Here is a 17,357-nt window from a genome sequence, read left to right on the forward strand (position 1 = left end):
CCGGTCAGCTAAAGCGCAATGTCGCTGGATTCATGTTCGTCCAGCCAGCCCTGGCGCAGTTCCGGTACGGCGCGCTTCAGGCGTTCGTAATAGAGTTCTGTCGAAGGTTTGTCATAATCGGCGCGGCTGACCTGGGTCACCATCCGGCCATTCTGCACCACGATAATGTCGTCACAGACCGAGCGCACCGCGTGCAAATCGTGGCTGATAAACATAACAGAAAGCCCCAGCTCGCGGCGCAGCTCGGTAATTAAATCCAGCACCGCCGCAGCCACCACCGTATCCAGCGCGGAGGTCACTTCGTCACACAGGATCAGGTCCGGTTCGGCTGCCAGCGCACGGGCAAGATTCACGCGTTGCTTCTGCCCGCCGGAAAGCGCCCAGGGGCGACGCCACAGCACGTTGCGCGGTAGCCTGACCAGATCCAGCAGCTGAAACAGCCGTTTTTCCAGCGCCGCGCCGCGCAGCCCGTGGAACAACTTCAGCGGACGGCTGAGGATAGTGGCGACGTTGTGCGCCGGATTCAGCGCCGTATCGGCCATCTGGAATACATACTGGATGCGGCGCAGTTCGTTCTCCGGCCGCTTGAGCATATCCGCCGCAATATAGTGGCCGTTAAACAGGATGTGGCCGCTGGAGGGGGCATTCATTCCGGCAATCACATGGGCCAGCGTGGTTTTGCCCGACCCGGATTCGCCGATGATGCCGATTGCCTGACCGCGCCAGAGTTTGAAGTTAATGTCTGAGAGAATGGGGATTTTCGGCTGCCCCTGGCTGTCCAGCGGGCCATAGCCAGCCGAGAGATCGCGCACTTCCAGCATCGGCTGTACGCTCTCATCGGGCGTTATCCACGGACTGGGACGCTGCTTAAGTTTTGCCGCCTCCAGCAGCAGATGGCTGTATTCCGCCTGCGGCGCACGAAGCAGCGCTTCAGTGGTGCCATATTCGGCAATCCTGCCCTTCAGCAGCACCAGAATGCGGTCGGCCATCTGCGCTACTACGGCCAGATCGTGGCTGACGTAGATGGCGGTCATGCCGCGCTGGCGTACCACGCGACGAAACACTTTCAGCACTTCCACCTGAGTAGTGACATCCAGCGCGGTGGTAGGCTCATCCAGGATCACCACTTCGGGATCGCTGATCAGCGCCATCGCCGTCATCAGGCGCTGCAACTGCCCGCCAGAGACCTGATGGGGATAGCGTTTGCCGATGGTGTCGGGATTGGGCAGCGCCAGCTCGCGGAATAAAATCACCGCTTTCTTTTCCGCTTCCGCCCGGCTCATGATGCCGTGGATCACCACCGGCTCCACCACCTGGTCCATGATTTTCATCGCCGGATTAAAGGAGGCGGCGGCACTCTGGGCGATATAGGCCACTTTGTTGCCGCGAAACGCACACTGCTGTTGGGGCGTCAGCGCGGTGACATCCGTTCCGGCAATATGGATGCTGCCTTCGGCAATGTGACAGCCGTGGCGGGCATACCCCATCAACGCCAGCGCGATGGTGGTTTTGCCAGAGCCGGACTCGCCAATCAGCGCCAGCACTTCGCCTTTTTGCACGGTAAAACGAATATCGGAAACCAGCGGGATCTCATGGCCATCTTCAGCGTGGGCGATCACCCGTAAATTTTCTACCGCCACAACCGGGCTGGCACTGTGTGGTGTCACGTTCATGCTACCCCCTTCGCCGGGCTGATGGGACGCATCGCCTGAAGGCTGTCGATAAACAGGTTGGCACCGATAGTCAGGCTGGCAATGGCCAGCGCAGGCATCAGCACCGCCGGAGAGCCATCAAACAGCCCCTGCAGATTTTCACGCACTAAGGTGCCCCAGTCGGCATAAGGTGGCTGCACGCCCAGGCCGAGGAAGCTCAAACCGCTGAGCAGCAGCACAATGTAGACAAAGCGCAGACCAAAATCGGTCAGCATCGGGTGCAGCATATTGGGCAGAATATCGTGAATGGCGATGTAAAAGCGGCTCTCGCCACGCAGGCGGGAAGCGCGCACGTAATCCATTGAACGCAGGCTGGAGGCCATGGCATAGGCGATACGGTAAGCGCCAGGCCAGTAGGTAAAGACGGCGGTGACCACCAGCATCGGCAGCGAGGAACCAAATACCGCCACAATCATCAGCGCCAGGATTTTGCCCGGCAGCACCAGCAGCGCATCGTTGACGCGGCCCAGGATCTCTTCCAGCCAGCGCCCGGCCACGGCGGCCATCAGGGCCAGCAGCGTGCCGGTCAGGCTGGCCAATACCGCCGCGCCCAGCGCCAGACCGATTGAGTAGCGCGCACCAAACAGAATGCGGCTGAGCATATCCCGGCCCAGATAATCGGTGCCGAACCAGAACTCCTTGCTGATGCCGCCCAGCATCGGCCCCACGCCGATATCTTCAAGCTTGTAAGGTGCCAGCGCGACGCCAAACACCGCCAGAAAGATCCAGACCAGAGTGATCAGCAGACCGGCGCGGCCGCTGACCGTGAGGGATAAAAAGAAGCGCCAGGGTAACGTGAGTGCGTTCATCAGCCCCTCCATTTAGGATTGAATGCGATGGTGAGGATATCTGCCATCAGCAGCAGCACCAGGTAGCACACCGCAAACACCATCACGCAGAGCTGCACTACCGGCAGGTCGCGGTTGCTGACGGCATCCACCAGCTGGCTTGCCAGCCCCGGATAGCTGAAGATGCTTTCGATAATGATCACCCCGCCGAACAGGTAAGAGAGGCTCAGCGAAATGGCGTTGGCGATAGGCCCTACGGCATTAGGCAGCGCATGACGCAGTATGGCGCGCAGCGGTGAGACGCCTTTCAGCAGCGTCATCTCCAGATAAGGGCTTTCCATCTGATTTATCAGCGCCGAGCGGGTCATGCGCGCCATCTGGGCCACCAGCACGCAGCACAGGGTTAACACCGGCAGCGCGTAGGCTTTGAGGTAGCTGAGGATATCCGGGGCGGGTGTGCCCAGCGACATCGCAGGAACCCAGTGCAGCTTCACGGCAAACACAATCACCGCAATGGTCGCTACCAGAAATTCCGGGACGGCAACCACAGCCATGGTGCCGACCATCAGGCCGCGATCGAACAGCGATCCCCGCTTCATCGCCGCCGTAAGGCCAATCATCAGCGCCAGCGGCACGGAGACCAGGGTGGTGATCCCCGCCAGTTCAAAGGTGGCGGGAATACGCTGGGCCACCAGTTGAGAAACCGGCAGATGGCTGGCGAACGAGGTGCCGAAGTCGCCGTGCAGCATGCCGCCCAGCCAGCTCAGATAGCGCATCAGCAGCGGCTTATCCAGCCCCAGCTGCTGGCGTAACGCCGCCACCGTTTCCGGCGTGGCGTTCTGCCCCAGCATCATCTGCGCGGCATCGCCGGGCAGCATACTGGTGACAAAAAACACCAGCGCCGAGACAATCAGCAGCGTCAGCATGCCGGCACCGCAGCGCCGGGCAATCAGGAAGAGCATGTAACGGTTCATCGGCATTCTCCTTATCAGGAAGCGAGCCAGGCAAACTCGTGGAAGCGATAGCCCATCATCATGCCCGATGGCCAGGCTTCCACCCCTTTCACCTTGCTGCTGTGTCCGTCCAGCGAGCTGATGAAGGTGGGGATGATCGTGCCGCAGTGATCGTAAATCAGCTTCTGCATGTCGCCATACATCTGCTTGCGTTTGCCCTGGTCACTTTCGCCACGCGCCGCCAGCACCAGCTGGTCAAACTGGGGGTTTTTCCAGCCGGACTCGTTGTTAGGCGCGTCGGACAGATAGAACTGTGAGAGCAGCAGATCGATAGTGGGACGGGGGTTGATTGAGCCGTAGCCCACCGGATCTTTGGTCCAGTGGGTTGACCAGTAGCCGTCATAAGGAACGCGACGGACGTTGAAATTCATTCCGGCGGAGCGGCCCAGTTGCTGAATCAGCTGCCCTCCCTCTACCGACCCTTCAATGTTCTGGGTAGTGATGATTTCAGCCGAAGCTCCGGCCATGCCGGCTTTCTTGATGTGGTATTTGGCCTTTTCAATATCCAGCGGGCGCTGCGGCAGATCCTTGTTGTACATCGGATGCCACGGCGGCACCGGCGTATCGTTGGCTACCTGACCAAAGCCCTGCATCACGGTCTTCACCATCATTTCGCGCGGCTGGAGGTATTTCATCGCCAGCACAAAATCTTCGTTGCTGCCCGGCTTCATGTCGGTGCGGATAATCAGGTTGGTGTACATGCCGGATTTGCTTTCCAGCACGCCAAACTGACCGGACTGACGCAGGCGCTTCACATCGTTTGAGGTCAGGGTTGCCACAATATGCAGGTCGCCGGACATCAGGGCGTTAACGCGCGCGGCCTGATCGGTCACCCCCATCAGCTCCACTTCATCCAGATGCGGCAGGCCTGGCTTCCAGTAATTCGGGTTTTTCACCCCTACGGTGCTGACGCCAGGGTTAAAGGCTTTCATTTTGTATGGCCCGGTGCCCACGCCTTTGCTGAAATCTTTGGTGCCGTCCTGAACGATCAGGAACGGGCTGGTCGCCAGTACGGTCGGAATATCAAAATTAGGCTGAGTCAGTACCAGGGTCAGTTCGGTGGGGCTGGCTGCGGTCAGGCTGCTGAACTGCTTAGCCTGACTGATGGCCACAGAGGCCACTGCCGGATCTTTGTGGCGGGTAAGGGAGTAAATCACGTCCTGGGTGGTCAGGGCCTTGCCATCGTGGAAAGTGACGCCCGGACGCAGTTTGATCTGCCAGGTGATGCCATCGCTGCTTTCAATGGATTCTGCCAGCGCCGGTTTGGCGGCCAGGGATTTATCCAGCTCGGTCAGGCCGCTGTAGAACATAAACTGACGACAGTAGTCGCCGCTGTTGCTGCCTTTGGCCGGGTCCAGCGTATCGGTGGCGGAAGCGTTCGCCACGGCAGCGCGCATTTTGCCGCCCTTTACCGGGTTTTCAGCGGCAAAGCTCATCTCCGGAAAACCGATCAGGCCGGTGCTCATCACCGCGCCTGCCGAGAGCAGTTTCATCATCCCGCGTCGGGTGATCGACACATCATTAATGGCCTGCGTTAAAGATGGGGTAACACGGCTAAATTCTTTGCGAAATTTACTCATCTGCACACCCTCAAAATCGAACGTTAAACTCAGGAGAGCCGATCCTTAGCCTTGTAATACAAGCCCGCAACGGGCAGAAACCAGGGTTTTCCAAAATAGCCGGGGACGGCTGGCCAGCTTTCACGCTGCCAGGGATTTTCACTGCTTTTTTCTGCCACCAGGTCCGCCATTACCCGCCCCATCCACACCGACATCTGTGTGCCGTGGCCGCTGTAGCCCAGCGAGTAGAACACCCCTTCATGCTCGCCTGCGTGCGGCAGACGATCGGCGGTCATATCCACCAGGCCGCCCCAGCAGTAGTCAATACTGGCCTGCGACAGCGAAGGGAAAATTTTGCTCAGACCGGCCTGCAGGATTTTGCCGCTGCGGGCGTCGGAAGTCGGGCTGCTGACCGCGAACCGGGCACGGCCACCAAACACCAGGCGGTTATCTGCGGTGGTGCGGAAATAGTTGCCGATATTCAGAGAGGTGACGCAGGTGCGGTTTTGCGGCATCAGCCCGCGCAACTTTTCTGCATCCAGCGGTTCGGTGACCACAATAAAGCTGCCCACCGGAATGATGCGGCGCTGATACCACTCAAACGGGCCGACGTTGGAGCAGCCGGTCGCCATCAGCACTTTATCTGCCAGGATCTCGCCTCTGGCGGTGCCAACGCGGTGACGGTAGCCGTTGAGACGGGTCAGGCTGGTGACGGGCGTGTGTTCGAAAATCACCGCACCGCTCCTGGCTGCGGCCTCCGCCAGACCGATACCAAATTTGCCCATATGCATCTGGCCGCCGCGCTTCTGGATCAGGCCGCCGTGGAAAGCATCGGAATCAATTTCACGGCGGATCTCATCAGCACCCACCAGCTCAACATCCTGATCCACCGTGCTGCGAAGCGCCTCGTAAGTCGCCCTCAGTGAGGCAAAATGGGAGGCTTTGCTTGCCAGCTTAATTTTGCCGCAGCGCAGAAAATCACAGGCAATCTGTTCCTGCTCTACCAGGCTCTGCACGTAGTCCACCGCATCGGCGAAGGCCTGATAATAACGGCTGGCCTGCTCAACGCCCTGGCTGGCAATCAGCGAGGCGAAGTTCTGCGATACGCCGGTGTTACAGTGCCCGCCGTTACGGGCCGAAGCCTGACTCATCACTTCAGCCGCTTCCAGCACCACTACCTTCAGCCCGCTGCGCGCCAGGTTTAACGCCGCCGAAATACCGGTAAACCCGCCGCCTATCACCACCACATCCGTGGTGGCAGGCAGATCGCCCTGTGCTGCCCCGGTAAACACCGGGGCTGTTGCCTGCCAGAAAGATTCCAGTTTCATCGCCTGCTCCTGGGGTTAAAGCCCCACAACGCCCGGAAGGCTATCAACACCGGTGATTTCGGTGTAACCGTAGGCAGGATTGCCCGGACCATGCCCCCGGTTGACGAACACTTTATGGGTGATCCCAAGGTCGTAAGCGGTCATCAGGTCGTAGCGAAGGCTGCTGGAGACGTGAAGGATCTCTTCCGGTCCGCAGTTCAGCTTGCTGAGCATGTATTCAAACCCTTTCATCTGCGGCTTGTAAGCACCGACTTCTTCCGCCGTGATGGTCATATGGACAGGCGCGCCAAGCCGGGGAAGGTGATTTTTAATCAGCTCATCTGTGGAGTTGGTCAGCAGCACCAGCGGGAACTCTTTAGCCACTGCAGCCAGCCCTGCCGGGACATCAGGATGGGGTCCCCAGGTGGCGCAGGCGGTCATGATGGCGGCGCAATCTTCATCGGTGCACTCAACGCCCCATTTGTTGCAGGTGCGGTAGAGCGCGTTGCCCACCACCTGCGGATAGAGCTTGAACGCGCCCAGCACTTCATCCATGCGGTAGCTGGAGAAGTCGTCGGTGAAGGCCTGCATTTTTTCCGGGCTGACCCGGTTGGCAAACTGCTTAGCTGCCGCGCCGGCCATATCGAAGTTGATCAGGGTGCCGTAACAGTCAAAGGTAATGTACTTCGGTTTAAACACAGCCATGACGCATCCTCTTGTGACTTGTTGAGTGGGGTTTAAAAATCGATCAGTACGCTTTTGTAACGCTGGCAGGCCTCAAACGCCTGACGGCCTAAATCTTTGCCAATGCCGGATCCGTGGAAGCCGCCGGTGGGGATAATAAAGTCGCCGGAGCGGCCATAGCGGTTGATCCAGACGGTGCCCGCCGCAATGCCCCGCATCGCCCGCATTGCCCGGTCAATATTTTTGGTGTGTACCCCGGCGCAGAGGCCGTAGGTCGGATGGGAAGCGAGCGCCAGCCCCTCCTGCTCTTCATCAAAGATTTGTACGGTCAGTACCGGGCCAAAAATCTCCTCCTGCACGGCCGGGCTTTCTGCTGAGACATTGGCCAGCAGGGTTGGCTGCCAGAAGTAGCCTTCACCGGTGCCTTCAAAACGTTTGCCACCCACCAGAATTTCTCCGCCCTGCTGCCAGGCCGCCTCGACAACCTGCTGAACCTTGCCGGCCTGGCGGCGATCGATCATCGGCGCATAGCGGCTGTTTTCATCCCAGGTGACCCCAGGACGGAAGCCTTTGCAGAGTTCTGTCAGCGCGGTAATCAGCGCATCGGCAATGCCGCGCTGCACGATCAGCCGCGTGCCTGCCACGCAGGCCTGGCCACCATTGGCGGTGAAGCCGCGCAGGATACGCCCTGCAACTTCGGCCACGTCACCGGCATCATCAAACACCAGTTGAGGACTTTTACCGCCCAGTTCCAGCGTCACCGGTTTCATGCCGTTGAAGGCGGCGTCGCTCATGATCCTTGCCCCGGTCAGCGTGGAGCCGGTGAACGACACTTTGCGGATCAGCGGGTGCGCCACCAGCGCACTGCCGGTTACTGCCCCACTCCCCTGAACGATATTGAGCACGCCAGCGGGCAAGCCAGCCTGCACGGCCAGCTCCGCCATGCGCACCGTGGAGTAAGGGGTCAGTTCGGATGGTTTCAGCACCACTGCATTGCCTGCTGCCAGCGCCGGGCCGCATTTCCAGGAAGCCATCGACAGCGGGAAGTTCCAGGGGGTGATAGCGCCGATTACGCCATAAGGTTCCGGCACCAGCATGCCGAGGCTGGCATCACGCGTGGGTAACACATCGCCGCTGTATTTGTCGGCACACTCGGCATAGAAGCGGATGGCTTCAGCGGTAAACGGGATTTCGTGATTGACCACATCGTGGATCGGGCGGGTGGAGGCTAACGCCTCAAGCCGGGCGAGTTGTTGGTCAGATTCGATCAGGTCGGCCCAGCGTTTCAAAACGGCTCCGCGCTGGCGTGGTGGGCAACTGGCCCAGCCGCTCTCCTTAACGGCCCTGTCGGCCAGGGTGACGGTTTCATCCACCAGGGCGGCGCTGGCCTCAACCAGTTCGCCCGCTGGCAAACCATCTGAAGGACGTTTGACTAAAAACTGGCTGCCGGAACCTGTGCGGTGTTGACCGTTAATATAGTGGCCTGCTGGCAGAGAAACTTTTTTGGGATCAAAACTCAACATGGGAAAATCCTTATATTTACCGGGTCCGGAAAATAAGCCCCGCCAGCGTTTTAAGTAGTCTGCTAACGATTATTCTGCGTGGTGTTGTTTATCGCCTTATTCACTTAATGCAGAAAGTATGCCAGCCAGTGAAAAAATAAAAATGCGTAAAAACCGGCGTAAAGAAATTTTATGCCGTAATCATGTGGCAAAATTCGCCGATCCGTTGCCGGTGTAAATTCATGATTTACATCACATTATAAACGCACCATCTCAGGGCGATAAGTTATCATGCTGCACCAGGGTGGAGAATGACCGCAGAATATGTTGGAGGGCGGAAATAAAAAAACGCCCTCTCAGAAAATGAGTCAGGGCGTTTTTATGCGGGAGAAACGCTTATTTTTTCAGCTCAAGCTACCGAAATGCATGGCTTTAATTTCCAGATATTCATCCAGGCCATGATGCGATCCTTCGCGTCCCACGCCGGACATTTTAATTCCGCCAAAGGGCGCCACTTCCAGCGAAATAGCGCCGGTATTATGGCCGACCATGCCGAATTCCAGCGCCTCTCCCACTCGCCAGGCCCGGCGGCTGTCTTCGGTAAAGAAGTAAGCACCCAGCCCATAAGGGGTGTCATTGGCCATGCTGATTGCCTGCTCTTCCGTGTCAAAAATAAACAGCGGCGCAACCGGCCCGAAGGTTTCCTCATGGGCGATGCGCATGGCCGCCGTGACGTTGCCCAGTACCGTAGGCGCAACAAACGTGCCCTCCCCCTGGCTGATGCCGCCGGTGAGGATAGTGGCGCCCTGGCTGACCGCATCATCTATATGCGCATTGACCTTGTTGACGGCGGCGGCATTGATCAGCGGCCCGAGGGTGCTGCCTTCTGCAAAGCCATCGGCGACGCGAAGTTTTGCCACCTCTTCCAGCAGTCGTTCTGCAAAGCGGGGATAGATGCCGCGCTGAACCAGGATGCGGTTGGCGCAGACACAGGTCTGGCCGGCGTTGCGGAATTTGCTGATCATTACGCCGCTGACGGCAATTTCCAGGTCGGCATCATCGAAGACGATTAACGGCGCATTGCCGCCAAGTTCCAGGCTCAGGCGTTTGATGCTGTCTGCGCTTTGCTGCATCAGCAGTTGTCCGACACGGGTTGATCCGGTAAAGGAAATTTTACGCACCGTGCGGCTGCCGGTGAGCGCCGCTCCAATGCCCTGGGGTAAGCCTGTGAGCACCTGGATTACCCCGGAAGGGAAACCAGCGCGTTCAGCCAGCACCATCAGCGCCAGGGCTGAGAGCGGCGTGAGTTCCGAGGGTTTAACGATGATTGGGCAGCCAGCCGCCAGCGCGGGGGCAACTTTGCGGGTGATCATCGCAATCGGGAAGTTCCAGGGCGTGATTGCGGCGGCCACGCCAACGGGCTGTTTGATGATCAGGATGCGGCGATCGCCGGTGGGGGCGGGAATCGTTTCGCCATAGATTCGGCGCGCTTCTTCCGCAAACCATTTTACAAAGCTGGCCCCGTAAAGCACTTCGCCTTTGGCTTCCGCCAGCGGTTTGCCCTGTTCGGCGGTCATGATGATCGCCAGATCGTCGGCATTTTCGAGGATTAGCTGGTGCCATTTTTCCAGCAGCAGAGCGCGCTGGGCGTTAGGCGTTTTAGCCCAGCCGTGGCGCACGGCTTCGGCACGGGCGATAGCGCGTTGGGTTTCGGCCTGCTGTAAGGCGGGAATAGTGGCAATCGCCTCTCCTGTAGAGGGGTTGGTTACCGTGAGGGTTTCCCCGTTATCCGCCGACTGCCAGCGGCCATCGAAACAGGCCAGTTGTCGGAGTAAATCTGCATCTTTTAAGCGTTGTGTGAGCATAACATCCCCTTTAGTCGTTGTTTTCACTGTAACGGAAGCAAGGCAATGGATGCTGCGTTATGCGGGGATGCCGCCGGGGGCTGGCGGGGGTTTTGCGGGGGCAAACGAAATTTTATGCTGTTGTGGGGGAGGGGCAAAACCTGAGGTCAAAACCTGAAGTCAAAACCTGAGGTCAAAACCTGAGGTCAAAACCCGCATCGGTGGAAAGGTGTCACCGGGGTGCGGGTTAGCCGGGACGTCGTGAATCCATCCTGGAGACTTCGCAGCCACGTCCATGTGGCTGAGACCCGGCTAACCCGCACCCCGGCGCCCCCTCTTATCTTCTGTGTTGGTGGCGGATAAGGAGAATACACAGGTCAAAATATTCAATGGTTGAGAACTGGCGAGCATCAACCGGTTGTTATTTATCTTCTGCAGAGCCAATCCTGATTGTTACAGACACGGCGCCCTGGTATAGAAACTGGCTAGTATGTTGTAATTACTTTTTCATTTTCTTGTTGCTTACACACTCTTCTCATGTCAGGTTTGACAGATAACTCAATAAGTTAAAGGGATTTGATAATGGCATTATTCGATAGCACAAAGATGAAGTACCCCGGGGCGCTGGCATGGTCAATCGGGGACAATGCAGAGATGGCAAACGAGCTGGCTGGTTTGGTGATAAGAGGGATAAAAACTGCCTCATGCGGTTCTCTTGCCTCTTTTCAGCGTGAAGAATCAGCCCCCAAAGTGGGTAGCTGTAATATTATTCTTAACGGATCTGGGGCGCCTGTGTGTGTTATCAGAATCGTTTCGATGCGTTTGGTACGCTTTTGTGACATCACTGAAGACTTTGCCAGAAAAGAAGGTGAAGGCGATTTAAGCCTTGAATACTGGCGGAATGAACACAAGGCCTTTTTCACCAGGGAAGGCGTTTACTCTGATGACATGGAGCTTGTTGCAGAAGAGTTTGAGCTGACGGAGATTTTATCATCCGCAGGACATTGACTGAGACATCACAGCATCAGCGCCAAATGACTGAGACAACATAACATCAGTACCAATTGATTGAGGCAACACAGCATCAGTTTCAGACGAGCAGTTTGAGCTACTCTCCGATCCTTACGTTTTTCAGCACAGTGTTACATCCGTTTCGGCGCTCTAGCCACCACGCCACCCCCGCCCCAACATCAGAACATGAAGATGACTCATGTTTTGATGAAATTTAATCACTTTTACTCAACTGCTGACTGTGGCATAAAATATGCACGCTGCTAGTTATTAACACTATTAAAAAGACTGAATAACAAAACCATCATTTTGGTAACGCTTAAAAGCAAGAAATTTATTCAGGTCTTATATCAGAAATCAGGATGCCCTATCGCGATGAATAACGAATTCAGATTTACCCTTAAGAGCATTTCTTTCGATGAGAATTATAATCCATCCGGAAATACGCGCATCACTACCAATTTCGCTAATCTGGCCAGAGGGACGAAACGCCAGGAGAATCTGCGCAATGCCTTAAAGATGATCGACGATCGTTTCAATTCACTGGCGCATTGGGACAATCCTACCGGTGAGCGTTATTCTGTTGAACTCAACATCATCTCCGTTGAAATGGATGTTGAAGGCAAGGGGACTACCTTCCCGGTGATTGAAATATTGAAAACAAATATTGTTGATCATAAAACTAACGAACGCATTGAAGGTATCGTAGGGAATAATTTCTCCTCTTACGTGCGGGATTATGACTTTAGCGTTGTGCTGTCAGAGCATAACAGGAATAAATCCGGCTTCAACACCCCGGATGACTTTGGCGATTTGCATGGAAATATTTTTAAATGCTTCGTTAATTCAGACGCGTATAAAGAGAACTTTAGCAAGCAGCCGGTGATATGCCTGAGCGTTTCAAGTAAAAATACCTATCATCGTACTGAATATGAGCATCCTGTATTGGGCGTCGAATATCTGCAGGATGAATATTCCATGACCGATCGTTACTTCCGGAAAATGGGGTTACAGGCTCGCTACTTTATGCCTTCAGGCAGCGTTGCGCCTTTAGCTTTCTATTTTTCTGGCGATTTAATTAATGATTACACCGATCTTGAGCTGGTCAGTACCATCAGCACGATGGAGACTTTCCAGAGGATTTATCGCCCTGAGATTTACAATGCTCATTCAGTAGCAGGAAAAAAATATCAACCCAGCCTGAATCAGCAGGATTATTCATTAACGCAAATTGTTTATGATCGTGAAGAACGTAGCCAGTTGGCTGTTGAGCAGGGAAAGTTCACCGAAGAGCAATTTATCAAGCCATACCGGGCCATTCTTGAGCAATGGTCTGCTAATTACGTTCTTTGATTCACCATAAAAACAAGGTCACCTGTTATGAAAATATTATTACCTACTTCAACTGCGGGCAGCTTACCTAAGCCCTCCTGGCTTGCACAACCTGAGACACTCTGGTCACCCTGGAAACTGCAGGATCAGGAGCTGATTGAGGGCAAACAAGATGCTCTGCGTTTGTGCCTGCAGGATCAACAACAGGCAGGTATTGATATAGTCAGTGATGGCGAGCAAACGCGTCAACATTTTGTCACCACCTTTATTGAGCACCTTAGCGGTGTGGATTTTGAGAAACGCGAAATCGTTAAAATCCGTAATCGCTATGACGCAAGTGTACCGACAGTGGTGGGTGCAGTGTCACGCCAGAAGCCGGTTTTCGTTGAGGATGCTAAATTTTTACGTCAGCAAACCACAAAACCTATTAAATGGGCACTGCCAGGCCCAATGACTATGATAGATACGCTTTATGACAGCCATTATAAAAGTCGCGAAAAATTGGCCTGGGAATTCGCCACAATCCTGAATCAGGAAGCGCGGGAATTAGAAGCTGCTGGTGTCGATATTATTCAGTTTGATGAGCCTGCGTTTAATGTCTTCTTCGATGAAGTCAATGACTGGGGTATTGCCGCATTAGAAAGAGCCGTTGAAGGCCTTAAATGTGAGACGGCTGTGCATATTTGCTACGGTTATGGCATTAAAGCCAATACCGACTGGAAAAAGACGCTGGGATCAGAATGGCGGCAATATGAGGAAATCTTCCCTAAACTGCAAAAATCCAGCATCGATATAATCTCACTGGAGTGCCAAAACTCTCGTGTTCCAATGGAACTTATTGAGCTTATCCGCGGTAAAAAAGTGATGGTTGGCGCTATTGACGTGGCAACCAATACCATTGAGACACCAGAAGAAGTCGCCAGTACATTACGCAAAGCACTGCAGTTTGTAGATGCCGATAAGCTCTATCCTTCCACCAACTGCGGCATGACGCCTTTATCCCGTCATGTAGCTAGAGGTAAGCTCAATGCTTTGAGTGCAGGTGCAGAAATCGTCCGCAGAGAACTTTCGGCTAACTAATTTCGCCTGAAAGCAGAGCAATCAGGAAAACTCAGTCCGGGTGAGCGAGGGGTGCAATCGCTGACCTCCTCCAGCCCTTAGCCGGACTGAGTGATGACCTTTATTCTGCCGGGTTTGCGCCTGACGTTTAGCCCCCAAAGCCTGTCTGCCGGCTACTGTTGTCAGGCGCTATACCGTGTCTCATGCCGGTTTGATGTTCTGATTCATCCGGAAGAGGTTCATCGGGTCATACTTATTCTTAAGTTCCACCAGCCGATTCCAGGTTGCACCGTAAGCAAAAGCGATGCGGTCGGTCTCCTCCTCGGTCAGGAAGTTGATGTAGGCGCCGCTGCTGGCAAAGGGTTGTGATTTAGCAAAGAATTCCCTTGCCCAGGCGATGCAGTGCTCATCCTCAGCGGCTGTCTCCCAGCGACCATGCACATTCATCACGTAGTTGGCATCCCGGTTCGAATAGGCCATTGCTTCAGGCGCTACGCGCGTTGTCTGCCCTCCAATTGTTCCGATGAATATCTCACAATGAGGTGACGGCAATCTGCCGGCGTATTCGATGATGGCATCAATAACGCCATCACTGATTTGCGAGAAGTTGTGCGACTTCCAGTAGTTGCGCGCGCCTTTTGTCAGTAGCGGATCGAATGCCTGCTGCCAGGCGGTATAGGGCTGCACGCCGATATGTTCACCAAGCGCCGTGCCAAACCCGCGCAGCGGCTCAATATGCTTCTTGCCCTCTTCAGGGTCGCCCGCATAGCACAGCGCAAGCGCAACCATCTCTTTCCCGTGAACGTCCTCAGCAAGGAAAGGCAGCGGAGGTGCCTTACGGGTGACCATCCAGACGTTGAGCTCTTCCGGCATGGTGAGGGTAAATCGGGCGAACTGCGAGATCACCTGTTTTGCCTGGTCAAACGGAAAGACGATCAGCCCACTCAATACATCTGGCCCGACGGGATGGAGTTGAAATTCGAAGCGCGTAATCACCCCGAAGTTGCCTCCCCCACCCCGCAGCCCCCAAAAGAGATCTGCATTCTCTGATTCGCTGGCGTGTAGCTGACTGCCATCTGCCGTGACAACATCCGCTGAGAGCAGATTGTCTATGGTCATGCCGTACTTACGACTCAGCCAGCCGAACCCGCCGCCAAGTGTCAGTCCGGCCACACCGGTGGTTGAATTGATGCCCAGAGGCGTGGCAAGACCATGCGCCTGCACTGCGGCATCAAAGTCGGCCAGGGTGCAGCCTGGCTCGACGCTGGCTCTGCGGGTGCCAGGGTCTACTTCCACTCGCTTCATCAGCGAGAGGTCGATCATCAGGCCGTCGTTGCACACGGCATTACCTGCGATGTTGTGACCGCCTCCCCGGATCGAAATAAGGAGATTTTGCGTGCGCCCAAATTCGATGGCCCGGACGACATCCTCTGGCGACGTGCAGCGGGCGATCAACGCGGGTTTGCGGTCGATCATGGCGTTCCAGATCTCTCGCACCTCGTCATAGCCTGTCTCGTCAGGAAGGATCACCTCTCCCTGGAAGTGCGATTTGAACTCGTCGATATCTACATTTATTAACCCCTTCATGATTGTCTCCTGCTTTTGTGAATCCCAGATAATTATGACGGTTTTGCCAAAATACGAGGGTTTTGCGGGGTTATTTTACGAATTTTGTCGACATTGGTCGCAATCATGATCGGTCCAGGGCGCCTCAGTTGAGTCATCATTGCCTGTGGATTCTGGTGACGGATAAATCAGCTTGAACCAGGCCTGTTCGTTAAGAAAAACAGGCGCTCCTGTCCCTGCTCTGTTGCAGTGAATTACCCGCCCCTAACAGAGATTGTCCGGTGAGGTCCACCAAAAGGCCGTTTAGCTCTTTGGGCATAATTAAGGTTTGGTATCTGAAAGAGCTTCGAACCAAAGTGCATTAAGTCAGACAAGGTAATTAACGCGTTTTAATTGAATTTCCCCTGTACAGATTCAGGCATGTGATACAGATCTCCCAAATCCCCTAAGTCAAACTGGTAAATGTAAAATTTTTTTCTACAATTTTATCGAAATGTAAGCCCACCACCCTTTCACCATGTATATCCTGCTGGTATATGGGAAGAATCAGCAGGCCTCTTTGCTTTTTTCGGTAACGAATCTCAATGCTCAAGAGGATACAAATGAAACTTCGACCCCTTAGCCTTATCCTGTGCGGATTATTATCCGCTGGCTCTGCTTTTCCGGTTTTATCTGCTGATGCACCTCCCCACTCACCGCTGATGGCGCAAATTAATAACGGCAACTGGCTGGCGCTTTCTGTCGCTCTGAGTCTGACCTGCGCACAGGCATACGCCCAGTCAGCACCCTTGACCATTACGCATCCGCAAAAGCCCGATCTGCTGAATCAGCTTTCGCCCGACGTGACCATGCCGGAGGCCTATGTTAAGGCCATCGCGCAGCAGGCCTTTATCTGGGGTATCCCATCGTTAACCAGTTTAACCGTCGAATGACTATTACCCAGGCGCCATACCCCGCCCTCAACGGTGGCATGGTACCCCCTTGCTTATGCTTTCCGGAGATGATCATGAAGAAATTAAAAACCGGCATGCTGCTGTTATCACTGGCGCTGACATCCGCAGCCGCCTGGGCTGAGGATGCTTCATCAGGTTCGGCGCAGGCGAACAACCCGCTGGCTAATATGACCGCCTTCAACATGCAGAATTATTATATCGGCGACGTTACGGGTTCCGATAAGGATGCAAATCAATTCTGGTTGCGTTATGCCCAGCCTTTTTCAGTGAATGACAGCCACTGGTTGTTGCGTGCTTCATTGCCGGTTAATACCTACCCCACACCGCCGGAGGGCGGCCATAAAACCGGAACAGGCGATCTTAACCTGTTTACCGCGTGGTTGATTGATACCGGCAATCCGGCCGTGAGCTTTGGATTTGGCCCCCAGCTAACCGCACCCACCGCGTCAGAACATGAGTTAGGAAGCGAGAAATGGTCGGCGGGCCTGGTAAACGTGCTCTTTAACGCCAGTTCGCCCGTGTTTCAGTATGGTTATCTCGCCTCCTGGCAGCACAGCTTTGCCGGAGAAGGCGACCGCAGCGACGTTAATATTGGTGCCTTCCAGCCGTTTGCCTTTTATCAGTTGGGGGGCGGCACGTACCTTCGTTCCGCGCCTATCTGGAATTATAACTTCCAGAATGACAGCTATGGCGTTCCCCTCGGACTGGGTGTGGGACAGGTTATCAAGAGCGGCAAAACCGTTTACAACTTTTTCGTTGAGCCACAGGGCAGCGTCGCGGATCGCGGAGCGGGTCAGCCCCGCTGGCAGATCTTCTTCGGACTGAATCTGCAATTTTTAAATTGAATATAGTGTCGCAATGTTCAGTACGGTCTCTCTGTTCTTGAGCCGGGTGATGATCCCGGCAAAGTTAAGTGCAGACATTTCTGGTGGCAGTGCAGATTCACCTTTAGCCAGCGACCTGGAGTTATAAAATCATATTGCTTAACGGAATAGCCCGGGAAGTCGCTTCGGCATAAGAATGTACC

At 55.1% G+C, this 17,357-nt stretch carries 14 protein-coding genes; 5 read left to right on the forward strand and 9 right to left on the reverse strand.

All coding sequences use genetic code 11. The features are described from left to right. Positions 1 to 8 precede the first annotated feature (8 nt). The 8 genes from VRC33_RS14025 to VRC33_RS14060 form a co-directional block, all read right to left on the reverse strand. Positions 9 to 1,673 (reverse strand): ABC transporter ATP-binding protein, encoded by a 1,665-nt coding sequence (locus VRC33_RS14025; protein WP_338556818.1) that lies wholly within the window; start codon positions 1,671 to 1,673, stop codon positions 9 to 11. Continuing rightward, positions 1,670 to 2,521: an ABC transporter permease gene (locus VRC33_RS14030; RefSeq protein ID WP_338556820.1), complete on the reverse strand. Its 852-nt coding sequence runs from the start codon at positions 2,519 to 2,521 to the stop codon at positions 1,670 to 1,672. Before VRC33_RS14030 ends, VRC33_RS14025 begins: the two co-directional genes overlap by 4 nt. Then, the gene (locus VRC33_RS14035; protein ID WP_338556822.1) at positions 2,521 to 3,474 is read right to left on the reverse strand and encodes an ABC transporter permease; all 954 of its coding nucleotides are present in this window, start codon (positions 3,472 to 3,474) and stop codon (positions 2,521 to 2,523) included. The genes VRC33_RS14030 and VRC33_RS14035 overlap by 1 nt, the downstream gene beginning before the upstream one ends. Before the next feature lie 14 nt (positions 3,475 to 3,488). Further along, on the reverse strand, positions 3,489 to 5,093 hold the full coding sequence (locus VRC33_RS14040; RefSeq protein ID WP_338556824.1) for an ABC transporter substrate-binding protein: 1,605 nt from the start codon (positions 5,091 to 5,093) through the stop codon (positions 3,489 to 3,491). A gap of 29 nt (positions 5,094 to 5,122) precedes the next feature. After that, positions 5,123 to 6,400: an FAD-binding oxidoreductase gene (locus tag VRC33_RS14045; RefSeq protein ID WP_338556826.1), complete on the reverse strand. Its 1,278-nt coding sequence runs from the start codon at positions 6,398 to 6,400 to the stop codon at positions 5,123 to 5,125. A 15-nt stretch (positions 6,401 to 6,415) separates the two neighbouring features. Then, positions 6,416 to 7,084 carry a haloacid dehalogenase type II gene (locus tag VRC33_RS14050; protein WP_338556828.1) on the reverse strand — a complete coding sequence of 223 codons (669 nt, stop codon included), beginning with the start codon at positions 7,082 to 7,084 and terminating at the stop codon, positions 6,416 to 6,418. Between the two features lie 32 nt (positions 7,085 to 7,116). Next, positions 7,117 to 8,586 carry an aldehyde dehydrogenase family protein gene (locus tag VRC33_RS14055; protein ID WP_338556830.1) on the reverse strand — a complete coding sequence of 490 codons (1,470 nt, stop codon included), beginning with the start codon at positions 8,584 to 8,586 and terminating at the stop codon, positions 7,117 to 7,119. Positions 8,587 to 8,969: 383 nt separating this feature from the next. Further along, a complete protein-coding gene (locus tag VRC33_RS14060; RefSeq protein ID WP_338556832.1) occupies positions 8,970 to 10,430 on the reverse strand; it encodes an NAD-dependent succinate-semialdehyde dehydrogenase in 1,461 nt (486 codons plus the stop codon). A 561-nt stretch (positions 10,431 to 10,991) separates the two neighbouring features. On the opposite strand from VRC33_RS14060, the gene VRC33_RS14065 reads away from it, so the two are divergent. The 3 genes from VRC33_RS14065 to VRC33_RS14075 all read left to right on the forward strand — a co-directional run bounded on the left by VRC33_RS14065 (position 10,992) and on the right by VRC33_RS14075 (position 13,832). Then, on the forward strand, positions 10,992 to 11,417 hold the full coding sequence (locus tag VRC33_RS14065; protein ID WP_338556834.1) for an ASCH domain-containing protein: 426 nt from the start codon (positions 10,992 to 10,994) through the stop codon (positions 11,415 to 11,417). Positions 11,418 to 11,795: 378 nt separating this feature from the next. Beyond that, on the forward strand, positions 11,796 to 12,773 hold the full coding sequence (locus VRC33_RS14070; RefSeq protein WP_338556835.1) for a DUF1852 domain-containing protein: 978 nt from the start codon (positions 11,796 to 11,798) through the stop codon (positions 12,771 to 12,773). Positions 12,774 to 12,800: 27 nt separating this feature from the next. Next, positions 12,801 to 13,832: a methionine synthase gene (locus VRC33_RS14075; protein ID WP_338556837.1), complete on the forward strand. Its 1,032-nt coding sequence runs from the start codon at positions 12,801 to 12,803 to the stop codon at positions 13,830 to 13,832. Positions 13,833 to 14,012: 180 nt separating this feature from the next. On the opposite strand, the gene VRC33_RS14080 is transcribed toward VRC33_RS14075, so the two are convergent. Then, entirely contained in the window at positions 14,013 to 15,398 is a 1,386-nt protein-coding gene (locus VRC33_RS14080) for an FAD-binding oxidoreductase (protein WP_338556839.1), read from the reverse strand. Positions 15,399 to 15,979: 581 nt separating this feature from the next. Between VRC33_RS14080 and VRC33_RS14085 the strand changes: the two genes are divergently transcribed. Both VRC33_RS14085 and VRC33_RS14090 read left to right on the forward strand, forming a co-directional pair. Further along, complete coding sequence (locus tag VRC33_RS14085) at positions 15,980 to 16,309, forward strand: hypothetical protein (protein ID WP_338556841.1); 330 nt, start codon at positions 15,980 to 15,982, stop codon at positions 16,307 to 16,309. 74 nt (positions 16,310 to 16,383) lie between these two features. Next, positions 16,384 to 17,175, forward strand: coding sequence for a hypothetical protein (locus tag VRC33_RS14090; protein ID WP_338556843.1), 792 nt, complete (start codon positions 16,384 to 16,386; stop codon positions 17,173 to 17,175). The last annotated feature ends 182 nt before the right edge of the window (positions 17,176 to 17,357 follow it).

The organism is Erwinia sp. E_sp_B01_1, assembly GCF_036865545.1.
Taxonomy (GTDB): Bacteria; Pseudomonadota; Gammaproteobacteria; order Enterobacterales; family Enterobacteriaceae; genus Erwinia.

Bases quoted from the DNA above. Each gene is read 5' to 3' on its own strand.
- VRC33_RS14025 (WP_338556818.1), bottom strand. From the start codon at position 1,673: ATGAACGTGACACCACACAGTGCCAGCCCGGTTGTGGCGGTAGAAAAT.
- VRC33_RS14040 (WP_338556824.1), bottom strand. From the start codon at position 5,093: ATGAGTAAATTTCGCAAAGAATTTAGCCGTGTTACCCCATCTTTAACG.
- VRC33_RS14035 (WP_338556822.1), bottom strand. From the start codon at position 3,474: ATGAACCGTTACATGCTCTTCCTGATTGCCCGGCGCTGCGGTGCCGGC.
- VRC33_RS14055 (WP_338556830.1), bottom strand. From the start codon at position 8,586: ATGTTGAGTTTTGATCCCAAAAAAGTTTCTCTGCCAGCAGGCCACTAT.
- VRC33_RS14060 (WP_338556832.1), bottom strand. From the start codon at position 10,430: ATGCTCACACAACGCTTAAAAGATGCAGATTTACTCCGACAACTGGCC.
- VRC33_RS14030 (WP_338556820.1), bottom strand. From the start codon at position 2,521: ATGAACGCACTCACGTTACCCTGGCGCTTCTTTTTATCCCTCACGGTC.
- VRC33_RS14045 (WP_338556826.1), bottom strand. From the start codon at position 6,400: ATGAAACTGGAATCTTTCTGGCAGGCAACAGCCCCGGTGTTTACCGGG.
- VRC33_RS14080 (WP_338556839.1), bottom strand. From the start codon at position 15,398: ATGAAGGGGTTAATAAATGTAGATATCGACGAGTTCAAATCGCACTTC.
- VRC33_RS14065 (WP_338556834.1), top strand. From the start codon at position 10,992: ATGGCATTATTCGATAGCACAAAGATGAAGTACCCCGGGGCGCTGGCA.
- VRC33_RS14075 (WP_338556837.1), top strand. From the start codon at position 12,801: ATGAAAATATTATTACCTACTTCAACTGCGGGCAGCTTACCTAAGCCC.
- VRC33_RS14050 (WP_338556828.1), bottom strand. From the start codon at position 7,084: ATGGCTGTGTTTAAACCGAAGTACATTACCTTTGACTGTTACGGCACC.
- VRC33_RS14085 (WP_338556841.1), top strand. From the start codon at position 15,980: ATGAAACTTCGACCCCTTAGCCTTATCCTGTGCGGATTATTATCCGCT.
- VRC33_RS14090 (WP_338556843.1), top strand. From the start codon at position 16,384: ATGAAGAAATTAAAAACCGGCATGCTGCTGTTATCACTGGCGCTGACA.
- VRC33_RS14070 (WP_338556835.1), top strand. From the start codon at position 11,796: ATGAATAACGAATTCAGATTTACCCTTAAGAGCATTTCTTTCGATGAG.